The organism is Bacillus marinisedimentorum (assembly GCF_001644195.2).
Classification (GTDB): Bacteria; Bacillota; Bacilli; order Bacillales; family Bacillaceae_O; genus Bacillus_BL; species Bacillus_BL marinisedimentorum.
Genome location: NZ_LWBL02000003.1, coordinates 1 through 25,087, shown reverse-complemented (window position 1 = coordinate 25,087; position 25,087 = coordinate 1). Strand labels below are relative to the sequence as shown.

At 45.4% G+C, this 25,087-nt stretch carries 21 protein-coding genes and 1 pseudogene; 5 read left to right on the top strand and 17 right to left on the bottom strand.

The features are described from left to right. Positions 1-113: 113 nt before the first annotated feature. The 5 genes from A4U59_RS00305 to A4U59_RS00285 form a co-directional block, all read right to left on the bottom strand. Positions 114-410, bottom strand: a complete 297-nt coding sequence (locus A4U59_RS00305) for a ferredoxin family protein (protein ID WP_070119309.1) — start codon at positions 408-410, stop codon at positions 114-116. Continuing rightward, positions 410-1,705, bottom strand: a complete 1,296-nt coding sequence (locus tag A4U59_RS00300) for an FAD-dependent oxidoreductase (protein ID WP_070119308.1) — start codon at positions 1,703-1,705, stop codon at positions 410-412. Before A4U59_RS00300 ends, A4U59_RS00305 begins: the two co-directional genes overlap by 1 nt. Continuing rightward, complete coding sequence (locus A4U59_RS00295) at positions 1,698-2,723, bottom strand: electron transfer flavoprotein subunit alpha/FixB family protein (protein ID WP_070119307.1); 1,026 nt, start codon at positions 2,721-2,723, stop codon at positions 1,698-1,700. Before A4U59_RS00295 ends, A4U59_RS00300 begins: the two co-directional genes overlap by 8 nt. Continuing rightward, positions 2,723-3,550 carry an electron transfer flavoprotein subunit beta/FixA family protein gene (locus tag A4U59_RS00290; RefSeq protein WP_070119328.1) on the bottom strand — a complete coding sequence of 276 codons (828 nt, stop codon included), beginning with the start codon at positions 3,548-3,550 and terminating at the stop codon, positions 2,723-2,725. The genes A4U59_RS00295 and A4U59_RS00290 overlap by 1 nt, the downstream gene beginning before the upstream one ends. A gap of 744 nt (positions 3,551-4,294) precedes the next feature. Beyond that, positions 4,295-4,912, bottom strand: a complete 618-nt coding sequence (locus A4U59_RS00285; RefSeq protein ID WP_070119306.1) for a hypothetical protein — start codon at positions 4,910-4,912, stop codon at positions 4,295-4,297. Between the two features lie 533 nt (positions 4,913-5,445). Between A4U59_RS00285 and A4U59_RS00280 the strand changes: the two genes are divergently transcribed. The 3 genes and pseudogenes from A4U59_RS00280 to A4U59_RS00270 all read left to right on the top strand — a co-directional run. Next, positions 5,446-6,099, top strand: a complete 654-nt coding sequence (locus A4U59_RS00280; protein WP_070119305.1) for an MtnX-like HAD-IB family phosphatase — start codon at positions 5,446-5,448, stop codon at positions 6,097-6,099. A gap of 246 nt (positions 6,100-6,345) precedes the next feature. Continuing rightward, positions 6,346-7,065 (top strand): SurA N-terminal domain-containing protein, encoded by a 720-nt coding sequence (locus A4U59_RS00275; RefSeq protein WP_070119304.1) that lies wholly within the window; start codon positions 6,346-6,348, stop codon positions 7,063-7,065. Between the two features lie 216 nt (positions 7,066-7,281). Beyond that, positions 7,282-7,563: pseudogene (locus tag A4U59_RS00270) on the top strand (ectoine synthase); the annotation flags it as partial. 54 nt (positions 7,564-7,617) lie between these two features. On the opposite strand, the gene A4U59_RS00265 reads toward A4U59_RS00270, so the two are convergent. The 4 genes from A4U59_RS00265 to A4U59_RS00250 form a co-directional block, all read right to left on the bottom strand. Then, positions 7,618-7,896: a hypothetical protein gene (locus tag A4U59_RS00265; protein WP_070119302.1), complete on the bottom strand. Its 279-nt coding sequence runs from the start codon at positions 7,894-7,896 to the stop codon at positions 7,618-7,620. Between the two features lie 70 nt (positions 7,897-7,966). After that, complete coding sequence (locus A4U59_RS00260; protein WP_070119301.1) at positions 7,967-8,803, bottom strand: deoxyribonuclease IV; 837 nt, start codon at positions 8,801-8,803, stop codon at positions 7,967-7,969. A 45-nt stretch (positions 8,804-8,848) separates the two neighbouring features. After that, positions 8,849-9,313, bottom strand: a complete 465-nt coding sequence (locus A4U59_RS00255; protein ID WP_070119300.1) for a divergent PAP2 family protein — start codon at positions 9,311-9,313, stop codon at positions 8,849-8,851. A gap of 312 nt (positions 9,314-9,625) precedes the next feature. Beyond that, complete coding sequence (locus tag A4U59_RS00250) at positions 9,626-11,794, bottom strand: PAS domain-containing protein (protein WP_070119299.1); 2,169 nt, start codon at positions 11,792-11,794, stop codon at positions 9,626-9,628. 148 nt (positions 11,795-11,942) lie between these two features. On the opposite strand from A4U59_RS00250, the gene A4U59_RS00245 reads away from it, so the two are divergent. Next, positions 11,943-12,854, top strand: a complete 912-nt coding sequence (locus A4U59_RS00245; RefSeq protein WP_070119298.1) for a DMT family transporter — start codon at positions 11,943-11,945, stop codon at positions 12,852-12,854. A gap of 43 nt (positions 12,855-12,897) precedes the next feature. Here A4U59_RS00245 and A4U59_RS00240 read toward each other — a convergent pair whose 3' ends face one another. The 3 genes from A4U59_RS00240 to A4U59_RS00230 form a co-directional block, all read right to left on the bottom strand. Further along, on the bottom strand, positions 12,898-13,764 hold the full coding sequence (locus A4U59_RS00240) for a CvfB family protein (RefSeq protein WP_070119297.1): 867 nt from the start codon (positions 13,762-13,764) through the stop codon (positions 12,898-12,900). A gap of 141 nt (positions 13,765-13,905) precedes the next feature. Further along, a complete protein-coding gene (locus tag A4U59_RS00235) occupies positions 13,906-14,433 on the bottom strand; it encodes a superoxide dismutase family protein (protein WP_070119296.1) in 528 nt (175 codons plus the stop codon). Between the two features lie 154 nt (positions 14,434-14,587). Further along, positions 14,588-14,788, bottom strand: a complete 201-nt coding sequence (locus tag A4U59_RS00230; RefSeq protein ID WP_211274884.1) for a cold-shock protein — start codon at positions 14,786-14,788, stop codon at positions 14,588-14,590. 319 nt (positions 14,789-15,107) lie between these two features. On the opposite strand from A4U59_RS00230, the gene A4U59_RS00225 reads away from it, so the two are divergent. Beyond that, positions 15,108-16,724, top strand: a complete 1,617-nt coding sequence (locus A4U59_RS00225) for an ABC-F family ATP-binding cassette domain-containing protein (RefSeq protein WP_070119295.1) — start codon at positions 15,108-15,110, stop codon at positions 16,722-16,724. Between the two features lie 578 nt (positions 16,725-17,302). Here A4U59_RS00225 and A4U59_RS00220 read toward each other — a convergent pair. From A4U59_RS00220 to abc-f, 5 genes are all read right to left on the bottom strand, one after another. Beyond that, entirely contained in the window at positions 17,303-18,211 is a 909-nt protein-coding gene (locus A4U59_RS00220; protein WP_070119294.1) for a nuclease-related domain-containing protein, read from the bottom strand. A gap of 222 nt (positions 18,212-18,433) precedes the next feature. After that, positions 18,434-18,583, bottom strand: a complete 150-nt coding sequence (locus A4U59_RS21175; protein ID WP_157888099.1) for a hypothetical protein — start codon at positions 18,581-18,583, stop codon at positions 18,434-18,436. 190 nt (positions 18,584-18,773) lie between these two features. Further along, positions 18,774-20,048, bottom strand: coding sequence for a 2-oxoglutarate dehydrogenase complex dihydrolipoyllysine-residue succinyltransferase (gene odhB, locus A4U59_RS00215; RefSeq protein WP_070119293.1), 1,275 nt, complete (start codon positions 20,046-20,048; stop codon positions 18,774-18,776). Between the two features lie 14 nt (positions 20,049-20,062). Continuing rightward, positions 20,063-22,915: a 2-oxoglutarate dehydrogenase E1 component gene (locus A4U59_RS00210; RefSeq protein WP_070119292.1), complete on the bottom strand. Its 2,853-nt coding sequence runs from the start codon at positions 22,913-22,915 to the stop codon at positions 20,063-20,065. A gap of 256 nt (positions 22,916-23,171) precedes the next feature. After that, positions 23,172-24,773 carry a ribosomal protection-like ABC-F family protein gene (gene abc-f / locus A4U59_RS00205; RefSeq protein WP_070119291.1) on the bottom strand — a complete coding sequence of 534 codons (1,602 nt, stop codon included), beginning with the start codon at positions 24,771-24,773 and terminating at the stop codon, positions 23,172-23,174. Positions 24,774-25,087: the final 314 nt, after the last annotated feature.

The following is a 25,087-nucleotide window of genomic DNA, read 5'->3' as shown; positions in this document are numbered from 1 at the left end:
TTGAGACAGAACTCAAAAAGGGTTTTATTTTTCGGAAAACAAATTATTGCCTTCCGTATCTATGAAGAAGTATGTTATAACCGGCTTTACTTTTACGTCTTGATCAGGGGATGTTACCCGAGTCTGAAAATGATGCCGTGTCCGCCCTTCGGATATTCCCATTCGATATTCTGGTGCGGGCAGCCGATGCGGCAGCTGCCACATTCATGGCATCCTTCATATCCAATGTGCATTCGAATGTCTTCCCATTTATAAATTTCTGCAGGGCAAAAAATGGTGCAAATTTTATCGGGGCATTTCGTCAGGCAGATGTCAGGATCCGTAACGCGAAGATGCGATTTTGTATCGGCATTGAAGCGAACAAGATACTGTTTTTCTTCGATGGACTGCCCTTTTTTCTGTTCACTCATTATTTCATCACCTTCCAGGCCCTTAATGCGTCACGGGCCAAACTGAGTTTGTCTTTCGCCGAACCCATATCCCGCCAGATTTTTTTCTGTTTTTCCCATTTTGATGAACCGTCGACAGTAAACATCTGGCTTGCCGCCCTGTTCATCATTGGAATGTATTGATCAAAATACTGGGGGAACTTATCGAAATGGTGAGTGGCATCCTTGTATTTCTTCATGTCATCGCCGACAAAACTATCCATAAGCTTGAACTTGTAGAATTCCAACGTCCTTTCAGTAAAATCGCCGGCCTCCATAGCAAGCAGTACCGTCTCTGCCGCAAATCGGCCAGATGTCATGGCGAGATTCGAGCCTTCCCTGTGGATGGCATTCACAAGCTGTGAAGCATCGCCGATTACGATCACACCATCTCCTACGATTTTCCCCATCGATTTAAAGCCGCCTTCCGGAATGAGATGAGCCAGGTACTCCTGTGGTTCACTCCCCTGAATATATGGCCTGATCATCGGATGGTTTTTGACGTATTCGAGCAATTCGTACGGTCTTATTTTATGTTTAATTAATCCGGATAGAAGTGTTCCGACTCCGATACTTAATGTGTTTTTATTTGTATAAAGGAAACCGGTGCCGAGTATTCCTTTGGTTGCGTCCCCAAAAATCTCTATCGTCGTTCCCTGGTTTTCTTCCAGGTTGAAACGGTCTTCGATTATTTTCTTATCCAGTTTCAAAATTTCCATCGTTGCAAGCGCAACTTCGTCGGGCCTGTATTCCTGATGGAAACCGAGTGATTTTGCGAGCAGTGAGTTCACGCCGTCAGCCAGCACGACAACATCTGCGAACACTTCCCCGTCCGGCCGGTCAGTGCGGACGCCGATTACTTTGCCGTTTTCAACAATGCACTCCAGTACAACCGTTTCATTGACAAGGACAGCTCCCTGTTCGACTGCTTTATCGGCAAACCACTGGTCAAACTTTGCCCTCAGAACGGTAAAATTGTTATACGGCTCCCGGGCCCATTCCATTCCTTTGTAACCAAACGTGAGCGCCGATTCTTTGTCCAGCATCATGAAACGCTGTTCGGTTACAGGACGTTCGAGCGGCGCTTCCTTGTAAAACCCCGGAACAATATCATCCATCATCTTTCGGTAAAGAACGCCGCCCATCACATTTTTCGAACCAGGGTATTCTCCCCGTTCGATGAGGAGCACATCGGCACCTCCGCTGGCAAGGTCATATGCGCATGCAATTCCGGCAGGTCCTGCTCCGACTACGATACAATCAAACTTCTCAGGCATGTGTTTCCTCCCTCCTGCCCAGTGCTTCCTTGAATGCTTTAATTAACAGCGGGACGATTTCAAAAGCGTCACCAGCTATTCCATAATGGCAGGCCTGGAAAATTGGTGCATCACGGTCACTGTTTATGGCAATGATCAGTCCGGAGTTCTGCATGCCGACAAGGTGCTGGATCGCTCCTGATATACCAATTGCAAAGTAGATTTTTGGTGTGACCGTCACGCCGGTTTGACCGACCTGGTGCGGATGGCCGATCCATCCTGCCTCCACGACATCACGGCTGGCCCCGACTGCGCCGTCGAGTACTTCAGCAAGTTTGTGGACAATCTGAAAGCCTTCTTTGCTTCCGAGCCCCTTTCCGCCGGCAACAATGATATCCGCTTCATCAATCCTTACTTTCTTTGTCGTTTCCCGTACGATTTCAAGTACTTTTGTACGAATTTCCTCCTCCCGGATTGAAACCGTTTCTTCCACCAACTTTCCGGTCCGTCCCTGCTCGGGGTCAAGGGCCTTCATGACCTTCGGGCGCACGGTCGCCATTTGCGGCCGGTATTTCTTGCAAAGAATGGTAGCCATAATATTGCCCCCGAAGGCTGGCCGGCTGGCAAGCAGGAGTCCCGTATCTTCCTCAACGTCAAGCTGGGTCGTATCAGCTGTCAGCCCTGTCGGCAAGTCAGTGGCGACCGCACTGGCGAGGTCCTTTCCGGTTGAAGTTGCGCCGTATAAAATAATTTCCGGCTTATGCTTCCGGCTGCAATGCAGTAATGCCTCCATGAATGATTCGGTCCGGTAATGTTCAAATATCGGATCATCATAAAGGTAAACGATATCCGCACCGTATTCGAAGGCTGCTTTTGCAAGCGGCTTTACACCATCTCCGATCAGTACACCGGCAAGTTCCGCTCCACGTTTTTCCGCAAGTTTCCTTCCGGCTCCCAACAGCTCGAGAGATACTGGAACAATGCTCCCCTCTTTCGCCTCCAGGAACACGAGAACTCCTTTATAATCCTGTAAATCCATCAGGTTCCCCCCTCGTCAGAAAACAATTCTTTTCTCTCAAGAACAAGAGAAGCCAGCTGTTCTGCCTGTTCGTGTGCCGATCCTTCGAAAAATGTTCCGCCTTTTGGCTTTTCCGGCGGCCAAACCTTCGCCACAATGGTAGGAGAACCTTTCAAACCGAGCTGTTTCCGGTCGATCTCCCCAAGATCATTGACAGACCAGATATGCGGCTTATAACGGGCTGCTTTGAGCATATTCGGAAAAGGGGAGTACGGAATGTCGTTGATCTCTTTTTCCACTGTCAAAAGGCAGGGCAGCGGCGACTGAACAACTTCATACCCATCTTCAATCTTTCGGTGGACACTGATTATTTTGGCAGAGGCATCGATCTTGTCCACTTTCTTAACCGAAGTGAGCGGCGGAATATCAAGCCTTCGCGCAATCCCCGGCCCCACCTGGCCCGTGTCACCGTCAATCGTCATTTTTCCGCATATGATCAAGTCGATTTTCCTGATAGAATTAATTTTTTCAATTGCCTTTGTCAGTGCATAACTCGTGGCAAGCGTATCTGCTCCTGCAAATGCCCGGTCAGAAATCATATATCCTTCATCCGCACCAATTTCAATGCACTTTTTAATCGCTTTCACTGCCGGCGGCGGTCCCATCGTCAGTACGGAAACCGTGCCGCCGTATTTCTCCCTCAGCCTCACCCCTTCTTCGACGGCATGTGCATCATAAGGATTTAGTATGGCAGGCGCACTGGACCGGTCCATTGTATTTGTCTTCGGGTTCATTTTAATGACTTTCGTATCTGGTACCTGCTTGATGCAGGCGACAATATGCAGCATTTCCACCTCTCCCTTGGCATTGAAAATAAGCCTTCTTTTATCAGCCTGATACTTCATTATATTTAGGACATGCTGATTAAATACGGTTTTTTCCATGGAGAGAGTGAAAAACAGCCTCCCAACGAACCAGGAACAGAACAAAAGCGCAAGGCGCCCGCTTAGCGGCGTACGCATAAGCGGAGGTTCCCGCAGGGAGGTGCTCTTTCCTCCCGGAGGGGATCACCGCTTATGACGATAGCCGCTGGCGCCTGGAGTGGATGAACAAAAGCGCAAGGCGCCCGCTTATGACGATAATTGCTGGCGCCTGGAGCTGGACGATTTCCCTCCTGGCTTTTTATCCACAACGCTTATAAATTCCTTAACAGTAAAAAAACTCGCCGATTGGCGAGACTTTAGCCGAAGAACAGAGGAGCAGTTTCCTGATCAATACTCTAAACATTGGCCAGTGTGAGGCTGGGACTTACCTAAACTGCCCAACTCTATAGATGATTAATTCATGTTAAGAATGCCAAAAAAGTAAAAAATTCCGGACTAATGCCAAGTTCTATTTAGAGCTTCGCAACATAGTCCGGATTTTTCTTTGACTAAAATACTTTTGTCCCAGCCTTTATTTGTTTTTTGTTTGCTGCTTGTACTTTATTTAATGGTGCTGAACATTCTGTGTTTAGTAAGTTATTTCACTTGCTTTTTTGCATTTTCTCCATATTACCAGAACTACCTTCTTTACTGGAGGGGTCTTTTCATTCAGCGGTTTTCTTCAAATCCCTTCATCGAATCCATATGGCTTGCGATCAATGAAATGATCGTGCCTGCTTCTTCCTTGCTGAAGACAAAGTTGAATTCATCCGTGATCAGTTCGTTATCAGCAGAAACGACTCGATTCACGCGCTGGAGGATGCCGTCGCCTGTTTCTGATACCACTCCGAACTTATAAGTGATTTCAACTTCCTCTTCTTCATCGATGTAAGCTGTCATTTCGGGGGTTTCCCAGTCAACTTCAATATCGATTTCCTCATACACGCCTTCAAATTCGTCACCAAGAAAATCGCCTTCTCCATTCACGTACATGTGGAAACTTTCATGCACCGCTTCTATGATGTCTTCCAAATCTTCTAGAATTGTTCTTGAGATGAGGCCGAGCTCTATATCATATGTCTCAATGTAAAACTCCTCATTAAGCGGATCAAAATGAAGGACACAGAAAGTATCATGTTCTTCACCGACCTCTGTATAAAACTCAATGCGCGGATGCCTGGATCCCTTTTCGATCGCCATTATCCCTTCCTCTCCATATTCCGCGCAGATGGATGCCAGATGATCCTGCAATTCCCCGCTGATTCTGTCAAACCATTCCATACTCATGCCTAATCCCATCCTTTCTTGATTGCTATGGTTAGTGTTTTCTCCATTGTTGATTAAGTTTCATTCCATTATTATCCACATTCCTGTTCTTTTATATGCTTTCCTGCAAAGGGCGTTTTATAACGTTTAGCTGAACTAATTGATCAGGGTACAAAAACTTCTGTTTTTTCTGGCACGAATGCCCGGGTTAATTTCATCTGGATGTGAGGCCGGAAACAGAATGTACAGCGGCGTTAGCAGAAGATCTGTTTTCTGTTTTTCAAGGACGAGTCTATCGGTTCCGCATCTTTATTTGGACCAGAGCCCATTTACAAGGACGATTACTCTTGAATCGCACCTCTTTGCTTTCCGCGTTTAACAGAGCCTTAATTTATTAACAATAAAAGGACTTGTGTTTAAAACAGCGCATACGGTATCGCTGTTTTGGGAAATACACTATACTGGCAGTATTCATCCGGGCAGCATTCACTGCGTACTGCAGCGGTAATTGAATACGAAGAACGATTACATATAAAAAGAGGAGGAAATCAGCAATGAAAAAATGGGCGTTTGTATCCGATTTTGACGGCACGATTTCAAAAAAGGATTTTTATATGCTGGTCATTGAAAAGTATTATCCGGAAGGCCGGGGGCTTTTTCAAAAATGGAAAAGCGGTGAAATGAAGGATATTGACTTCTTGCGGAACGTCTTTTCATCCATCGGTCAGAACGAAGAACAAATCAAAAAGGATATCGCGGCAATGCCTATTGATGAGCATGTCCCTTCATTTATAGAAAAAGTCCAGGAAAACGGAGGCGACTTTTATATTTTAAGTGCCGGAACGGACTATTACATCCATCATATTTTAAAGGAATACGGCATCAGGAATGTGAAGGTCTTTTCGAACGAAGGTTATTTTCATGATAACAGCGTTCACCTTAACATTGATGAGAATGATTGGTATTATTCTGAACGGTATGGGATTGATAAATCAGTTGTGATCAAAAAGCTCAAAGAGGAATATGACACCATCTTTTTCATCGGGGACAGCGAGCCTGATTCCCATCCAGCAGTCCATACAGATTTGACATTTGCGAAAGAAGGGCTTCAGGGCCTCCTCCGGGAAAAGGATGTTCCGTTTGTGGCTGTGGATGATTTCAAAGAAGTTGAAGATTATTTGATAAAGGAAGGGATGATCGCCGGATAAATTACAGATGCCTTGCGAGCCCGAAAGGCCACTTCCTGTCACAGGTGCGCGTTTCTGTAAAATGTCCCCTATCTGTAATTTTCGTAATTAACAAGTTAAAAGGATCAGCTGATGTAATTATCATTTGGTCTCCTTTCTCACCATCCAGCTCCACAAACGGGCATCTGGCTGTTTCAGGTTGTATTATAAGCCGTGTCCTGTTATGATGTGATGGAATTGCATACAAGTTTGAAGGGAGAAATACATTTGAAGTTACGTAAGATTTCAATATTACTGCTAAGCGTTTTAACCGCTTTTGTATTTACTGCTTGCTCTGGAGATGAAGAAGCCAAGAAAAAGGAAAACGAAACGGCTGAGGAGCAATCAGGAGAAAAGGGTGAAACAGCTAAGCGGGATAAAGATGCTACTGTCGCCGTCGTAAACGGCGAAAAGATAAAACAAGAAGAACTTGACGGCCGTGTCGAACAAGTAGCCCTCGCCTATGAGCAGCAGGGCATCGAGCTCGATAAAAAGGAAAACAGCGACATGTTCAAGCAAGTGGAAAAACAGGCACTGAATCAGCTGGTCGATTCCACGCTGCTTATCCAAGCCGCAAATGAGGCTGGCATTGAAGCGGATGAAAAGAAAGTAAATCAATCAATGGAAGATATCAAGGCAAACCTTGGCGACAATTATGAGAAGACGCTTGAAAAGTACGACATGACAGAAAAGGAACTAAAGAAGCAGGTCGCTGATGAAATGAAAATTCAGAAGTACATCAGTGAAAATACTGAAGAAGTGACAGTGACTGACGAAGAAGCGAAGAAGGTTTATGACGAGCAAGCCAGTCAACAGGAAGATTTGCCTCCTTTCGAAGAAGTGAAAGACTCTTTGAAAACGCAGCTCGTCCAGCAGAAACAGGATGAACAAACAACAAAGCTTGTAGATAAGCTTCGTAAAAAAGGCGAAGTCGATATCAAAATTTAGCCAGGATGAAAAGCCGTGCCGATATGAAGGGCACGGCTTTTTTCATTCAATCTTATGTCCAGGCATTGTTTTAGGCTTACCTGCAGGATGATAAAGCAGATTCTGTATTTTTAAAAGCTTCTGTTACTTCATGTAATAGAACGCATTGTTTTAGGGTTCTTCTACATATTGGTGTACTTATTCAAGTTAACTTCTATATAAAACAGGGGTCATTGAATGAAGGATATCGATTTGAACACAGATGAAGTCGGCACTGAAAATAAAGTGGACGGGGGCACATGGATAAGCAGAAGGATCCTTTTCAATAAAGATGGAATGGGGTTTTCGGTGAACGATACGAACATTAAGGCGGGTACAAAAACACATATATGGTACCAGAACCATCGTGAAGCGGTATACTGCATCGAGGGGAACGGCGAAATTGAGACGGTGAAAGACGGGAAAGTATATAAGCTGAAATCCGGCATCCTTTATGCTCTTGATGAACACAATGAAAACGGTGTGTACCCTCTCGTCACCAAATAAATAACCTGCCATATGACGGATTTAGAGTCATTTCAAACGTTTATAAGCATCAATAAATTCACCGGGGTAGGACTCCACTTGATATGGAAAAACGCCCCGGTTTGTATGCAGATAAAGAAATCCGAAACCTTCTGTAATGAACCGGCAGGACACATCGAATACATCATGAATATAAAACTGGCCCGCAGCAGTTTCGATTCTGTCCTGGTAAAGTTCCAGCTGGTGATGAGTTTCCACCGTTTGCTGCTGGTTCCACTTTATTTCACGCCGCCTTTGAAGGTATGATTGTGAAACAATATAATCCACGATCTCGCCCCCCTCTACACTCTATTTATTATACAGGCGATCATTTCGTATTTCACTGATGCAGCTTCCCCTAACAGTGCTTACTAACCAGGTTCCTGAGATCGATAATCTCCTGTTTGTGGGAATAGTCTGCAGATGTAGGTGTTTCTAATATCATCGGCAGTTCCTGTAAATAAGGTGAACAGAGCAGCTCTTCAAACTGCCGTGATGTCAATTGTCCGGAAAAGATGTTTGCGTGCCGGTCCTTCATAGATCCTGAAGCATAAACGGAGTTATTCAGGTGGATCGCCTTAAGGTGTTGAAAATAATCGAGTTCAAGCCCCGTTTGTTCAACATCCCCCCAATTATCGCCTGTCCAAATCCCACTGGCGAAGGCATGGCAAGTATCCAGGCAAAAGCCTATTTTTTCTGAAAAATCACACAGCTTCCGGATTTGTACGTGTTCTTCCATTGTCGTCCCGATTGCACCGCTTTTACCCGCGTTATTTTCTATCAGTAAAAGTGCATTTCCTTCCCATTCGGCAAGTATATCATCCAAAAACGCAATCATCCTTTTATAAGCTTCGAGGGGATCAGGATCCCGATAAGCACCAAAGTGGGCAACAATCCCCAGTGACCCGCATGCTTCTGCGATCTCAAGGTCATTTAATATGGAGGACATTATCTCATTTTCTTTTTCGGGTGCTGGAATCAAGCTTACGGGATAAGGGGTATGTGCGATCGATTGCAGTCCGTGTTCCCTGGAGAATTCCGAGCACCTTAAAGCATCTTGCCGGTCAAAATCCTTTACTTTCAAGCTGCGGGGGTTTTTAGGAAAGTATTGAAATGCCCCGGCATCCATCTTGTATGCTGTCAATGCAGCATGATAGTACCCTTTTTGTATACTTACATGGCTTCCAAAACGCAACGTCCTTCCCCCTCGCGCACTTTCACAATCTGCCTGACGTTTTTATCAGTTTTTATTTTTGCTGAGCGAGTAGCCTGTAGCACCGATAATCATTCCGAATAACGCCCCGCCCAAAACCTCTTCCGGCTGATGGCCGAGCATCTCTTTCAGACGTTCTTCCTTTATTTGATGCATCACAGGATTGTGTTCACCCTGCAGTTTTTCCACTTCTTCATCGAGCTCGTTCACTTTCAATGTGATTTCACCCGTCTGTCTTCTGATTCCCTGTGCATCATACATGACAATCAAGCCAAAAACCGTTGATAACGCAAAATCTATTGTCGGCACACCCCGCTTCAGTGCGATATAGGTGGCCAGAGATGTGACACCCGCTGAATGGGAACTGGGCATACCGCCTGATTCAAAAGCCGTTTTCCAATCCCATTCTCCTCTTTTCGCCCTCTGGATCGGAACTTTTATGAACTGGGCAAGTCCAATTGCTGCCAGAGCTGTAACGATCGATTTATTCATCCTGTCATCCTCTCCTGACCTGTTCACAATTTTATCCAGCCGCGATGACGAGAAGCTATCTGGAAACCGGAAAGAATCCGATTGTCTGCCGTCTGTCCGCAACCAATAATTATATATGTATTATCCATAAAATAACCTATCGTAAACATCCAGTCATCAGCAATTTGTTTCAAACGGAACCTCACAAACAATCCCGGCTGTTATCTTATTTTTAACAAAAGCTTGGTTTTTATTAATGGGGATGCTTGCTCCGTTTACTCTTAACAGGCCCAAAAAGAAAAACAACAAGCCTGGCTGATGCCAGGCTTGTTGTTAGGCCGGTTTTTTCGTTTTAGGCAGCACAATGTTGAATGTAGTGCCCTTATTCAGTTCACTTTCAACATAAACCTTTCCGTTATGGCTTTCGATAATTTTGAAGCTGACCATCAGGCCAAGGCCGTTTCCGCTTTCCTTTGTCGTGAAGAACGGCTCCCCGATTTTTTTTAGCTTCTCGGGAGGAATACCGACGCCTGTATCCTGTATCGAAATTTCAACATCCTCTTCTTTGACCGCGATTTTGACGAAAATTTCGCCTCCGCCAGGCATAGCTTCGATCCCATTTTTGACGAGATTGACAAAGACTTGCTTAAGGCGGTTCTCATCACATTCAACCTGGATGATTTCGTCCTCGAAATTGAAATGAAGCTTCACATTTTTCTTTCTCGCTTCAAATCTCATCAAAGAAACTACACTTTTTAATATTGGAACGATGTTACGGTTCTTCAGTGTGCTTGCTTTCGGTTTGGCCATAACCATGAATTCTTCAACAATATCATTGACTCGTTCGATTTCCTCCAAAATGATATTGAGGAATTCACGTTTTTCTGCGTTCATCTCTTCCATCTGGAGGAACTCAGCGTAGCCTCTCATCGAAGTGAGCGGATTCCGGATTTCATGGGCCACCCCGGCAGCCAGCTGGCCGACAGCGGCAAGCTTATCCTGCCTGTGCAGCAGTTCTTCCTGCTTCTTCTGGTCCGTTATGTCAGTGCGGATTGCCAGGTATTGATACGGTTTCCCACTATCATTAAGAAACGGAATGATTGTCGTATGAACCCAATAATATGAACCATCTTTCGCTTTATTCCGGATGTCGCCCTTCCATACTTCACCATGCCCGATCGTTCTCCAAAGCTCTTGGAAAAACTCTTTGCTGTGATACCCCGAATTGAGAATGCGGTGATCTTCGCCGATCAACTCATCACGGCTGTATCTCGAGATTTCACAGAACTTATCATTCACGTTCGTTATGATTCCTTTTTCATCCGTGAAGGCGATAATCGATGACTGATCAAGAGCAAACTTTATATCCTTTATATCTTTTAACGTATTGCGGACACTCTCTTCAGCGAATTTGCGCTGGGTGATATCATTCCGGATGGCAACATATTGATATGGCCTTCCTTTTTTATTAAGGAAAGGAACAATCGTTGTATCAACCCAGTAATGTGAACCATCTTTCGCTTTATTCCGGATTTCACCTTTCCAGATCTCACCCTGCCCGATCGTTTTCCACAAATCTTTAAAAAATTCTTTGGAATGGTAACCTGAATTCAAGATGGAATGATCCTGCCCGATCAGTTCATGCTCTTCATATTTCGAGATTTCACAAAACTTGTCATTCACATACGTGATTGCACCCTGTGGATTTGTGATTGCGACAATCGCGGAAACATCAAGAGCCGACTTAATATCCTCAAGGTCGGTATCACTTTCGGCCAAACGGCTGTTCAGTATCGCGCTGGATCCAAGCAAGCCGGCAACGATGAGGATACCGACGAAAACGACAAGATAAATGATGATCGATTCCTGGGAATGAAGCTGCTGCGTAACCAGATTTTCAGGGCGTAAAAACGTGGCCGCACGCATGAAAAGAAAATGCCCCTGAACGACAGCCCCCGTCATGAGGAGGGCACTGAGCGGCTTCACCCAGAGTCTATTAGACTTTGAAGCTATGTTCGAATAAAACAAGACCCATAGTGAAAATAAAAACAATCCGAAAGTGACTATTAATGCAAATGCCATCAACAGCCAGTTATACTGTATTTCAAGATTGATGGAATACATGCCGAGCATATGGATCGACATGACAGCCATGGTTAAAAAGAATGTCCCTGAAACGAGGTTGGACAGCCTCATTCTTTTGCCGGTGATCATCATGAAGGCCGCACCGCTGAAAAAGATGCCGATAATCATCGACAGGACAGTTATCGTAAACTCATACTTGACTCCGCCCTTGTATTCGGCTGAAAGCATTCCGATAAAATGCAAAATCCAGATTCCGATTCCCATCGAAAAAGTTCCGCCTAAAAACAGAAATCGTTTATTCCTCTCAGAACTTTTCAAAAGCGTGAACAAATCGAGCGCTGTATATACCGCTATAATTGATAACAATACTGCGACCATTATCAATACCGGATTATATGACAACGTAACTATTTCCATATAAGTTTTCTCTTCCTCTCCAGTGTACAGACGTTTACACTATAATTATAATAGATAGTCGGCCGGCGGGAAAGTCATAAATTTTTCACATTTTCACGAAAATATTTATTGATATTTTTTTGTATATGGTTTATAGGAGTGATTACAAATGAATCAGCGAGCGGCTTACCTGTTGATCGTTCTGGGAGCGGCTTTATGGGGCATCATCGGCTTATTCATCGATGCCCTTTACGAGTTCGGCTTTTCTCCTCTCCAGGCCGTGGCACTGCGGGCGGTATCAGCATCGCTTTTACTGCTCATTTATATCGGGGCTAAGAACCCTGCCCTTTTAAAAATAAAACTTATCGATCTCCCTTACTTTTTCGGGACAGGAATCGTAAGCATCGTCCTTTTCAACTGGGCATACTTTACAGCGATTGGAGAAATTTCACTATCGCTCGCTGCTGCCCTCTTATATACCGGCCCTGCCTTTGTTACAATCATGGCCAGAATGTTTTTCAAAGAGCCCCTGAGTCCCATAAAAACAGCGGCACTGCTGTTGACGCTGTTCGGATGTGCAAGCACTGTCGGTGTATTTCCCGCCCTGGATTTTTCGATATCAGCCGCGGGGTTTTGGATCGGGCTCGCTTCCGGATTTTTTTATGCTCTGTACAGCATTTTCGGCAAAGTGCTGAGCAGATCGTACTCTTCTTACACAATCACCCTTTATACCTTTATTCTGGCATCCATGGCATTGCTGTTCACAAGCGGCCTGGAAGACCAAAAAACGCTGTTGCTCGACCCCCATGTACTCTTTTACGTAGCAGGACTCGGATTAATCCCCACCGTTCTCGCTTACATTTTTTATACATACGGCCTGGGGAAAGTAGAAGCGAGCAAAGCGTCCATTCTTACAGCTGTGGAACCGGCTATTGCCGTTCTTATTGGGGTATTCGTCTTCGGGGACAGGCTCGGCAGTTGGCAGATCATCGGGATTCTAAGCATAATCCTCTCCGTCGTACTTATTAATGTGAAAAGGAAACAGCCGCTGTCATCCGGCAATAATCCGGGTTCTGTTTAGTTTCGCAATACGCACGAAAGCCCGGGGAGTCCCGGGCTTTTGTTTACTCTTTCTTCCTGTACGTCCAGCCTTCTTCCTGATAAACCATATCTTCTTTCATCAGTTTTCCCAGCGCGCGCTTAAATGCCGCCTTGCTCATTCCGAACCGTTCCTTGATATCCTCAGGATAACTTTTATCCCAGTAGGGCATAGCCCCGTTCCGTGTTTCCATATAGGCTAAAATAGCCTCCGCATCATTCCCCATTTTATCCTGCTTCCGCGGAAGCATGGAGGCATTGAGTGTCCCGTCTTCCTTCACCTCAATGACCCGGACTTCAACAAGCTGGCCAAGCCTCGGCTCCTGTTCACGCTCTGTTTCATGAACAAAGCAGCGGTATCCCTCCTCTGTGATGAGGAAACTCCCGACTTTCAGCAGCCTGTACACTCTTCCCAAAATATTTTTATTGTACAGTTCTTCACCAGCCGGTACAATCATGTCCTCGATCACGCCTTCAGTCGCCGGTGCGGCGAATAGCCTTCCTTTTTTATCAGTTTTAAGGGTCACAAACAGACGGTCTTCCGGTTCTGGCCAGAGTTCCATTATCGCCGGCAGGTCATCAAGCGAAACGAGGATATCTTTGCTGATACCGATATCGACAAATGCACCAAGGCGCGGCTTCACTTCCACAACATCAGCCCACCCGTAAACTCCCTGCCTGACTGCAGGAAGTGTCATCGTCGCAGAAAGACGATACTGCTTGTCCTGGTAAAGGAAGACCTCTACCTCATCCCCCAGCTCAAGCTCTTCTTCCATCTGGGATTCATGCAGAAGCACATCCTCCTCCCCGTTCGTCAAAAAATATCCATAAGGCGCCTCACGCTCCACTTTTAATGAAACAACTGTGCCTGCTTCCAACTGATTGGCGTCCATCATGTTCCTCCTGTCTATATGAAAAAATTTCCGCTAAATTTTAATCTATCATTTTTAAATGACATTGTATATATATTGTTGCCCCGCTCACTATTGTTAAACGAAAAACTCGCTGATCCAGCGAGTTTTTGCAGACGTCTGCTATTGCATTGGTTGTATTGCACCGCATGCCAGCCGTTTTCCGGCATCACCTGCAGGCTGTGACCGGTAGTCATCAGGACTCTGGTGGATAATTACCGCTTTGCCGATAATATCCCTCACCCTGAATTTGTTCGTGAAAAATGCCATTCGCGCATACCCGTTGTTTGAAAACAGAACCGGAAAGTCACCGGTATGATTGCCGTGCGGCTGGTTATCGGGGTTCCAGTGGCCGCCTGCTGCCTGGAACGGATCAGCCGGGTCACCAATTTTACAAGATCCTTTTTCATGAATATGGAACCCGTGCGGCCCGACCGGTGCGCTGGTTTCTGTTCCAGGCTTGTATTCAGGAAGGCCCGTCACTTCAACAGCGACCTCTGTTCCATTTGGACTTTCAGTAAAAAGGACATACCCCTCTAATCCTTCAGCAAGCGGGCCGCCTTTAATCCTGGCATAAGCGCTTACCGGCTCGTTCCGGTAAGGTGGATAGGCATAATACCCGTAAGCACCTGGATGGTAAACGTATCCCACGAATACTTCCTCCCCTTTCAGCTGTCATCTCCTCATATCCTATGTGCATCAGTCCAGAATGGTGAATTTGCCTACCTTCCTGCAGGGCTGGATCCATGCAAAAACGCCGCAGACTGTCCTGCGGCGTTCTAACTTCACTATATTATTGAATTCATTACCATTTTGAACTGGAGTTATGAATGACTCTCAGTTCTTTTATTGTCGATTCCATCTTACTGTTGCAAACAGGGCAAACCGGTGTTTCTTCACTTTTGAAATTGTCGCGGAGCCAGATGTTGCAATCATCGGAGGTGCACTCCCATATTTTAACTTCTTCCATCTTAATTTCTTCTTCCTGACGCTTGTTAAATGCCATTTGCATTCCTCCTGTGAAATCGGATGAAAAAGCCAGTCCGTCCGCCTGAATTCCTGCGGATGCGCCGGGCTTCTCTGCCGCCCTCGCCATGCTGCCATATAAAACTCGTATATAAGAGCTTCAATTATACAGCCTATTCTTCAATCGGGCAATTATAACAGGTATTTCATATTAAAACGAAACAATCATATTATATATACTTTAACTCATTGAAGTGAAAATGTCAAAAATCGGCTGGAATTCGGCCGTTTTCTCGCCCTTTCTCTGAAATAATGTTATAATTTCAATCAGATTGCTTAAATTGGAGGATGCTAAACATATGTTAATGGCACAAAACGTCAGCTTGCGATATGGTGACCGCAAGCTGTTTGAAGATGTAAATATAAAATTCACCCCTGGTAACTGTTATGGACTTATCGGTGCGAACGGCGCCGGCAAGTCGACTTTTTTGAAAATCCTTTCAGGTGAAATCGAACCGCAGGCCGGCGACGTCCATCTTTCGCCCGGCGAACGTCTTGCCGTCCTGAAACAGAACCACTTCGAATACGAGGATGAAGAAGTCATTAAAGTCGTTATCATGGGCCACGAGCGCCTTTTCAAGATCATGCAGGAAAAAAACGAAATTTACATGAAAGCTGACTTCTCAGAAGCAGACGGGATGAAGGCAGCCGAACTTGAAGGCGAATTCGCCGAGTTGAATGGCTGGGAAGCTGAGTCAGATGCGGCGGTACTCCTCAAGGGACTTGGAATCGGGGAAAAACTTCATACAAAAAAGATGGCTGAATTGACAGGCGCTGAAAAAGTCAAGGTCCTTCTTGCCCAGGCTTTATTCGGCAACCCTGATGTGCTCCTGCTTGATGAGCCGACAAACCATCTCGACATCCAGGCAATCCAGTGGCTGGAAGAATTCCTGATCAACTTCGAAAACACCGTCATCGTTGTTTCCCATGACCGCCATTTCTTAAATAAGGTATGTACCCATATCGCAGACCTTGACTTCGGCAAAATTCAAATCTACGTTGGAAACTACGACTTCTGGTATGAATCAAGCCAGCTTGCATTGAAAATGGCCCAGGAACAAAATAAGAAAAAAGAAGAAAAGATCAAGGAACTGCAAGCCTTCGTCGCAAGGTTCAGTGCGAATGCCTCAAAATCGAAACAGGCGACATCCCGGAAAAAGCTGCTTGAAAAAATCACGCTCGATGACATCCAGCCGTCATCCCGACGCTACCCGTATATCGCCTTCAAACCGGAACGGGAAATCGGCAACGACCTGCTCCGCGTCGAAGGCCTCAGCAAAACGGTGAACGGTGAAAAAGTGTTGAATAACGTAAGCTTCATCATGAACAAAGACGATAAAATCGCGCTCGTCGGCAGCAATGAAATTGCCAAAACGACACTCTTTAAAATTCTCGCCGGCGAAATGGAACCGGATGAAGGGACTTACAAATGGGGCATCACCACTTCCCAGGCGTATTTCCCAAAAGACAATTCATCCTACTTTGAAGGCAATGACATGACTCTTGTGGACTGGCTCCGCCAATTCTCACCGGAAGACGACAGCGAGACATTCCTGCGCGGCTTCCTCGGCAGAATGCTGTTTTCCGGCGAAGAAGCTCTGAAAAAAGCAAGCGTCCTTTCAGGCGGCGAAAAAGTCCGCTGCATGCTGTCAAAAATGATGCTGAGCAATGCAAATGTCCTGATGTTTGATGAACCGACGAACCACCTTGATCTCGAATCAATCACAGCGTTGAATAACGGCCTTGAGAAATTTAAAGGCTCGCTCATCTTTTCATCCCACGATCACCAGTTCATCCAGACAATTGCCAACAGGATCATCGAACTGACTCCTGATGGGCTGATTGATAAGGAAATGACTTATGATGAGTATCTGGAGGATCCGGATGTTCGGGCAAGGTATGCGCAGATGAGTTAGGTTTTGGAGTGTTTGTTTGGCCCCGCCGGGTTGTGGCGGGGTTTTTTCGGTTGGGATGGGTGTTGTAATACCCTGAGGATGGGGTTGGTGGTGGTTTAAATGACTGTAATGTTGACTTTACGCTGGTTATAGGGACGGAGAACGCGTGTTAGTGCCTATATTGTTAGTTTCAATCTGTGAATAGGCACGGGAAACGCGGTGCGTGCCTATATTGTTAGCTTCACCCTGATTATAGGCACGGGAAACAGGATCCCATGCCTATATTGTTAGCTTCATCCTGATTATAGGCACGGGAAACAGGATCCCATGCCTATATTGTTAGCTTCATCCTGATTATAGGCACGGGAAACAGGATCCCATGCCTATATTGTTAGCTTCACCCTGATTATAGGCACGGGAAACAAGATTCCGTGCCTATATTGTTAGCTTCACTCTGGTTATAGGCACGGGAAACAGGATCCCATGCCTATATTGTTAGCTTCAACCTGATTATAGGCACGGGAAACAGGATCCCGTGCCTATATTGTTAGCTTCACTCTGGTTATAGGCACGGGAAACAGGACGCCGTACTACACACCCTATACATAAAAGGTACCATTACTCTGTCTAATCATTTTATAGTTAGAATTCAGAACTCGCCGTATAGGCCTGGTTGAAGTGATAGTTCCACACCATTCATGGATCGTTTTAGTAGTTAATTTACAGTCAGGAAACAGAACTTCAAATTCCCTCACCGTCCTTAAAATAGCCTTGTCTAACTTTTCTTTTCTGCCACAAACGCTGCATTTTATAAATTTTCTGGATACATCTTTTTGTGTAAAGAAAGCATTGCAGGACATACACATCAATCCAGTTGCTATTGTTTTATCGCTATAGTCTGATATCTGCTTATAAGTTGGACTTTTCAAATGCAAGGACAATAACTTCTCCGATAATTTTGTATGTTTTATAGTAGTTTTCTTTGATTTCTCATTGAATTCTATGATGGTGCGTTTAAGCTGTCCAGGAAAAATTACTGGGAGATTAAGTGGGGCCTGATAAAGATGGAAGTTCGGATTTATGAAGATGATGTAGCTCTTGAGGGAGAAGGTGTAACCCAATTCGTGAAGAATCAGTTTAAGAAGGGATTCGGCCCTTTTCAGTTGATGGATAGGATTCTTGATTTCCGAGTTAGATATCGTGTACCATCTATCCTCTTGAATATAAAAATCACCTTCATAGTTTTTAACTTCAAAAAGAAAAATTGTATTGTTTAATATAAATAGTGAATCTATTTGAGCAACAGTGTTGTTCAGTTCCAGTACCAGGTCATTTAAAATCAAACACTCTGTTACTTCTTGTGCCCACCTGTCAAATTGCTCTTCTCCTTCAAGGCCTTTTTCAAGATTTAACAAATATTTTTGCTCCCTGGGAGTTAAATGCGCTCTTTTATCCAGGTATCTTAAGCGCAACAACTCATCGGGCTCATTTCGAGGTTTCACAATCACAAGATCTCCTCCTTCCCATCTAATTTTACTCTTCAGTTATCTACAGTCACATAAATAAAGAGAAGGTGTAATTAATTTAGCAAAATTTATAAAAAAACCTGATTCATTATTTTGTTTGTGATCTGTTCTTTATGTAAATAAACAAACTCCCCGTCCTGAAAATGCCAGAGACGCCCTTACCTTTATTATTCTGATTTACTTCCACCCATACTGCTCCTACCCTCACAAATACCCTGCACTCTCCTCTCCGGCAATTTCTCGCTTTCCATTGCAGGCGACCTGTTCACCGTTCATCCCTTCTGTCAGAAACATGCAGTGACAGCATGCCAGGGCATATAGCTGCATGAACTCTTCACCTTTTGTACTTTCCATCCCCCCAGCCTATGGAGCATATCTTTTCTGGCAGCGTGTCCGCTGTGCTCCAGAGCTTGCAATACTCGTTCCATTGATCATCCCCTTCGCAGTACCTTTTCAGTTTTTCTCCATTACAAGTGATAGAGGATCCTTTTCTGAAAAAATAACAGAAAAAAAGCCCTGCCTCCACGACAGGGCTCCTACAGCATTATCCTTCAAGCAAAAGGTTTTCCGGATCTTCAATCATCGCCTTGATTGCACCGAGGAACTGAACCGCTTCACTTCCATCAACAATACGGTGGTCATAGGACAGGGCTATATACATCATCGGCCTGACTTCGACTTCGTCTGTTTCATCATTGACGACAACCGGCCGTTTCTGGATCGTATGCATACCGAGAATCCCAACTTGTGGTGTATTCAAAATTGGTGTCGAGAACAGGGATCCGAACACGCCTCCGTTGGTGATCGAGAAGGAGCCGCCTTGAAGTTCGGAAAGGCTGAGCTTATTGGACTGCGCTTTTTCAGCGAGCTCTCCGATATCACGTTCAATTTCGGCGAACGATTTGCGGTCTGCATCGCGGATAACCGGTACGACAAGCCCTTCCTTTGCAGCAACGGCAATGCCAATATCGTAAAATTTCTTAATCAGGATTTCATCGTCCTGGATTTCAGCGTTCAGGAGCGGGAATTGTTTCAACGCGCCGACGACCGCTTTCGTGAAGAAAGACATGAAGCCGAGTCTGACATCGTGTTTATCCAGGAAGGATTGTTTCCTCCGTTTTCTCAACTCCATGACTGCTGACATGTCAATTTCGTTGAATGTTGTCAGCATTGCTGAGTTTTGCTGGGCTTCCATCAGCCGTTTGGCGATGGTCTGGCGGCGGCGCGACATTTTTTGGCGTTCGACCGGTTTACCGGATTCTTCTTGATCACCGCTGCCTGCTGGTTCCGGCTGTTTGCGGGCAGGTTTTTCCGGTTCTGAAGCTGCTGCCTGTACATCTTCAGGGCGGATGCGGCCGAGTGGATCGCGTGTTTTCACCGTCCGTAAATCGATGCCGAGTTCGCGTGCCTTTTTACGTGCAGCCGGGGAAGCGATCGGTTCGTTTTCATCATCTTTCTGCTGTGTTTCTTCTTTTTCAGCTTTAGCAGGAGCCGGTTCCGGCTGTTTTTCCTGTTTCTGCTCAGGGGCTTCCTGTTTCTCTTCCTTTTGAGACGGCTCTTCGGCCTGCGCTTCGGAGGCATCTGCATTTTCATCAAGACGGGCAATGACTTCGCCCACCTCGATCGTATCTCCAGGCTGTTTTAAAAACTCTTTCAGGATTCCGGTATAGTCGCTGTTGATTTCCAGATTGATTTTATCCGTTTCGATTTCAACAAGCGGCTCCCCTTTACTGACGGCTTCACCTTCTTTTTTAAGCCAGTCGACAATTGTTCCTTCTGTAACGGATTCTGCTAATTCTGGTACTTTAATGTCAACCACGTTCCATTCCTCCCTTACATTTCTTTTAGTGCCTGTGAAATGATGTTCTCCTGCTCTTGTTTATGGATTTTCGGTTCACCGACAGCCGGACTTGACCGGTTTGGCCTTCCGATATATAGCAGTTCCGCCCCTTCAGGCGCCAGCCGGGCGAGCCTTGAATCGACAAAATGCCATGAACCCATGTTTTTCGGTTCTTCCTGAACCCATGCAACTTCCTTCAGATTAGGGAACCGGCTTATGATTTCAGCGATTTCCTTTTTAGGGAAAGGATAAATTTGTTCAACTCGTACAACATGGATAGAGTCAAAGTCACTGTCGCTTTTGTCAATATGATCAGCGATATCGACCATGACCTTGCCGGTGCCGAGCACAAGGCGCTCCACTTTTTCGGCAGAATGGCCCGTTTCTTCCTGTTCCAGGACGTATCGGAACTCCCCATCCGTTAATTCACGGGCTTCTGAGGCAGTATACGGGTTTCTCAGCAAGCTTTTGGGCGTCATGATAATAAGCGGACGCGCTTCATCCTTTTCCGTAATGGCTGCCTGCCTCCGTAAAATATGGAAATACTGGGCAGCTGATGTTAAGTTGGCGACTGTCCAGTTGTTTTCAGCAGCAAGCGTAAGGAATCTTTCCGGTCTGGCACTTGAATGCTCAGGCCCCTGTCCTTCATAACCATGCGGCAGGAGCATGACAAGGCTTGATTTTTGTCCCCATTTGGCCCTTCCTGCAGATATGAACTGGTCAATAATGACCTGGGCGGCATTAACGAAGTCGCCATACTGGGCTTCCCACAGGACCAGAGCTTCCTGCGCCTGGACGCTGTACCCGTATTCAAAACCGAGAACGCCTGCTTCGGAAAGCGGGCTGTTATGAATGGCAAAGGAAGCATCCGCCTGTGGAATGACATGCAGCGGCGAATAGGTTTCGTTTGTTTTATAGTCATGCAAAACAAGATGACGATGGGCAAACGTACCTCTTTCACTGTCCTGGCCGGTGATCCGGATTGGTTTGCCCTCGCTGATGATACTGCCGAATGCCAGTGCTTCTGCATGGGCCCAATCAACTTTGTTCCCGTCTCCCAGGGCATTTTCCCTTCGTTTTAAAATCCGCTTTAATTTAGGATACACATTGAAGCCTTCGGGAAAATCGAGCATGGCGGCATTCAGGTTTTCCAGACGTTCCATAGGAACGGCTGTTTTTATCGCCGGGATTCCTTCAGCTACCGATTCAGGCACCTTGTTTTGCAATGCTTTTTCCTCATCTGTTGGTTCCAGGTTTTCATAAATATCCGATAGTTTTTGGAAAAAATCCTTTGATTGCTTTTCAATTTCATCCTTTGGTACGGTTCCATCGCCTGTGAGCTTTTCACCGTAAAGGGTCGCAACAGAAGAATGGTTTTTCACCCGGTCATACATTTCAGGCTGCGTCACAGAAGGATCATCCATCTCATTATGGCCATACTTCCTGTAGCCGACAAGGTCAATTAAGATATCTTTTTTGAAAAGGTTCCGGTATTCATGGGCAAGATGAACGGCGGCCATGCATGCTTCCGGATCATCGGCATTGACCCGGATGATCGGAATTTCATATCCTTTCGCCAGATCGCTCGCATAGCTTGTTGAACGCGCTTCGGAACGCTCTGTCGTAAAACCGATCAGGTTATTGGCGATAATATGAATGGTCCCGCCTGTTTCGTATCCTTGAAGGCGGCTCATATTCAAGGTTTCCGCAACAATGCCTTCACCGGCAAAGGCTGCATCGCCATGAATGAGGATGCTGACTGCTTTATTCAGGTGCTGAGCAGGATACCCCGTTTGTGTCCGGTCATCTTGAGCGGCCCTTGCAAAACCGTTCACTACAGGATTAACGAATTCCAGGTGGCTTGGATTGTTTGCAAGTATTACTTTTGTCTGGACCGTATCATCAGCCTCTCCATCTTTTATCTGCCGTTTGGCACCTAGATGGTATTTCACGTCCCCTGTCCAGCCATAATTAATGCCGGTCGACCCCTCCGATGGTACAAGATCTTTGTTTGGTGATTCTCTGAATTCGGATAGTATCAATTCATACGGCTTTCCAAGCACATGGGCAAGTACATTTAGACGGCCGCGGTGTGCCATTCCGATCATGATGTTTTCAATTCCGTCTTCACAACCGCTCTTCACAAATCCATCGAGGACGGGAACAAGCATATCAAGGCCCTCAATTGAAAATCGTTTCTGTCCAACAAACGTCTTATGCAGGAATTGCTCAAACCCTTCCACTTCCTGAAGCCTGAAAAGCAGTTCCTTTTTATCCTCGTCTGTCAAAACCGGATATGTATTCTCTTTTTCAACCATTTCCTTCAGCCATTCACGTTCTTCTTCATCATAGACATGGCTGAATTGAAAAGCGATTGACCGTGTATATAGCTCTTTAAGTTTATTGACCGCTTCGAGGCCGTTTTTAGTGGAAGGTGTGGCGTGTTCCCAGATAACATCAGCCGGGAGCGCTTTCAAATCATCCTCACTAAGGCCGTATCGTTCCGGTGTAAGGTGGGCTGTTTCGTTGTTTATTCTGTCATCACCAAGCGGGTATACATCCGCAGCCTGATGGCCGTGTGTCCGGATGTTTTCAATCAGTTTCATTGCAGATGCCACTTTATGCAAGTCAGCTGCAGCGGGTGCCTTATTGCCTTCACTTACTGTCTTTGTTTCATATTCTGTTTCATACGGGGGTGGTCCCCATTTTTCAAAAAAAGATTTTACTGACGGATCGACTGAGTCGGAATCTTCCTGGAAAGACTCATACAGTTCATACGCGTAGCCAAGATTCGGGCCGAAAAATTGCTCCCATATCTGATTGGTGCGGCTCCTGTTGGGGCTCATTTGCATTTCCCTCCTATCAAGTTGGTTGTATATGCCGAATGCTTCTTAAAAATGAAAGATTTGTGAACAAATTAACGCTCATCAATATGGTAATACCCTTTCGGTTCCTATGTAAACTAAAGTGCATCAGGGATGTCTTGTGTGTAGTGTAACCAAAACAGCCGCTTTCTTGAATAAAATTCTCAGCCGGCACCAGTTCAATCCTTGATTTCATTTCAGCAAATCAAAAACCCCTGCCATTACGGCAGAGGAATCATTATTTGGCATCTTTTAATTTGTTCAATTTCTTAACAACCTCGGTATACTGTTCTTCGAGCGCGATTATGTCAACGCCGGGTTCAGGCATGCTCAGCTTGCTGATCAGCTCTGCTTTTTTATTGTCGAGCCTTAAATATTCCTGTTCATCATAAGAAACCGCCGGGCGTCTTTGCTGCGTTTGTTTCCATTCCTTCAGGCCTCCTGCAAAACCGGTCAGTTCACCCTGTTGAAGAAAATACAGGTTTGTTGCTGTCTTTTCAATGAAATAGCGGTCATGGGAGATATAAAAAACTGTACCTGGATATTGAATCAGCAGTTCTTCAAGTGCTTCAATCGCATCGGCATCAAGGTGGTTTGTCGGTTCATCGAGCAGCAACAGGTTAAAATCACCGGCCGCCAGCCTTGCGATTGCAACTTTTGACCGTTCCCCGCCGCTCAGCACTTCTATTTTCTTATGGACATCTTCCCGGAAAAACCTCAGTCTGGCAAGAATCGTTCTTACGATATGTTCAGGATGAATGCTGGTTTTTTTAACAGCCTCGAGTATCGTCAGCTCCCGGGGCAGTTTTTCTATCTCCTGCTGGAAATAGCCAATTTTCACAGCATCCGCTATGTCGAGTCCTTCTTGTTTACATATCTGATCAAAAAAAGTAGTTTTACCTGATCCGTTGTCACCGATCAGTGCTGTTTTTGAACCGGTCCTTAATTTAAATGAAGGGATCGTATATAAAATACGGCTCCCAATCATTTTCACCAGGTCTTTCCCTTCTATAATGTTTTTTCTGTTAACCGGAGTGGCCAATTCCATTTCGAGTTTCATCTCATCCAGGTCAACTGGCTGTTCAGGCTTGTTTTCTTCCAGACGCTCAATCCGTGCCTGCAGTGTTTTTGATACCCGTTCAATTTTCTTCCGCTTCCCCGCCGCTTTATTTTTATACAAGGTCCATTCCGATCTCCCCATCCGTGATGGCGGTTTATCCATCCCTTTGGCTTGCTGCTCTTTGTTTTTCTGGATTTCCGTCAGGTTTTTCTTTTCCCGGACATATTTTGCATACCGGGACTCCTGTTCTTTTCGCTCAAGCTCTTTTTGTGCTCTGTAACTGGAATAATTCCCTTTGTACGTACGCAAACTGCCGTTTTCCACTTCCCAAATTTTCGTACAGAGGGAATCAAGCAGAGACCTGTCATGCGAAACAATGATTACAGCCCCGTCAAACTTTTTCACCATTTCTTCAAGCTCTTCTATCGCTTTCCAATCAAGGTTATTTGCCGGTTCATCCAGAAGGAGGAGATCCGGTTTTTCACCTATAGCTTCCTGGATTTTTGCTTTTGTTCTCTCTCCGCCGCTCAATTTTTCCCATTCTTCCATTTCACTGCCATTAGAAAGCTGCTCTACATATGCGAGCTTTCCGAATGTGCCGAGATGAACCCCCTCTGCTTCCTCACTGCCTGATAGAATATTCAGCAGGGTAGTCTTTCCTGCCCCGTTTCTGCCGACAAGACCGATTTTTTCACCGTGAAAGACAGATAGTTCCGCGACATTCAGCAGGTTCCTGTCGCCAATTGTATAGTTGATGTGTTTGGCCTGCATGATAAGCATAAAAAAACCTCCCTGATACATTCCAGAGAGGACCGTGTCCATAAAGGGATAAAGTAAAAAAGTGCAGCACATCCTGTTGAACTTAATTCAGTTCCAAAAGAGCATGCTGAACCATTCTTTTCCTCTATGAGCAATTGCTGTCCCTGAAAAGGACAGACTAATCCTATCTGAAATGCTTTTTTCGTTTCAAATTGAAAAAAGTTTCTAGACAGAATTAGTACTTCATTGCTCAAACATTCATCCCTTTCCTATTCATCTACCTAAAGTATACCAACCCCTGCAACCGCTTGCAATACTGAAATGCGGAGAGCCCT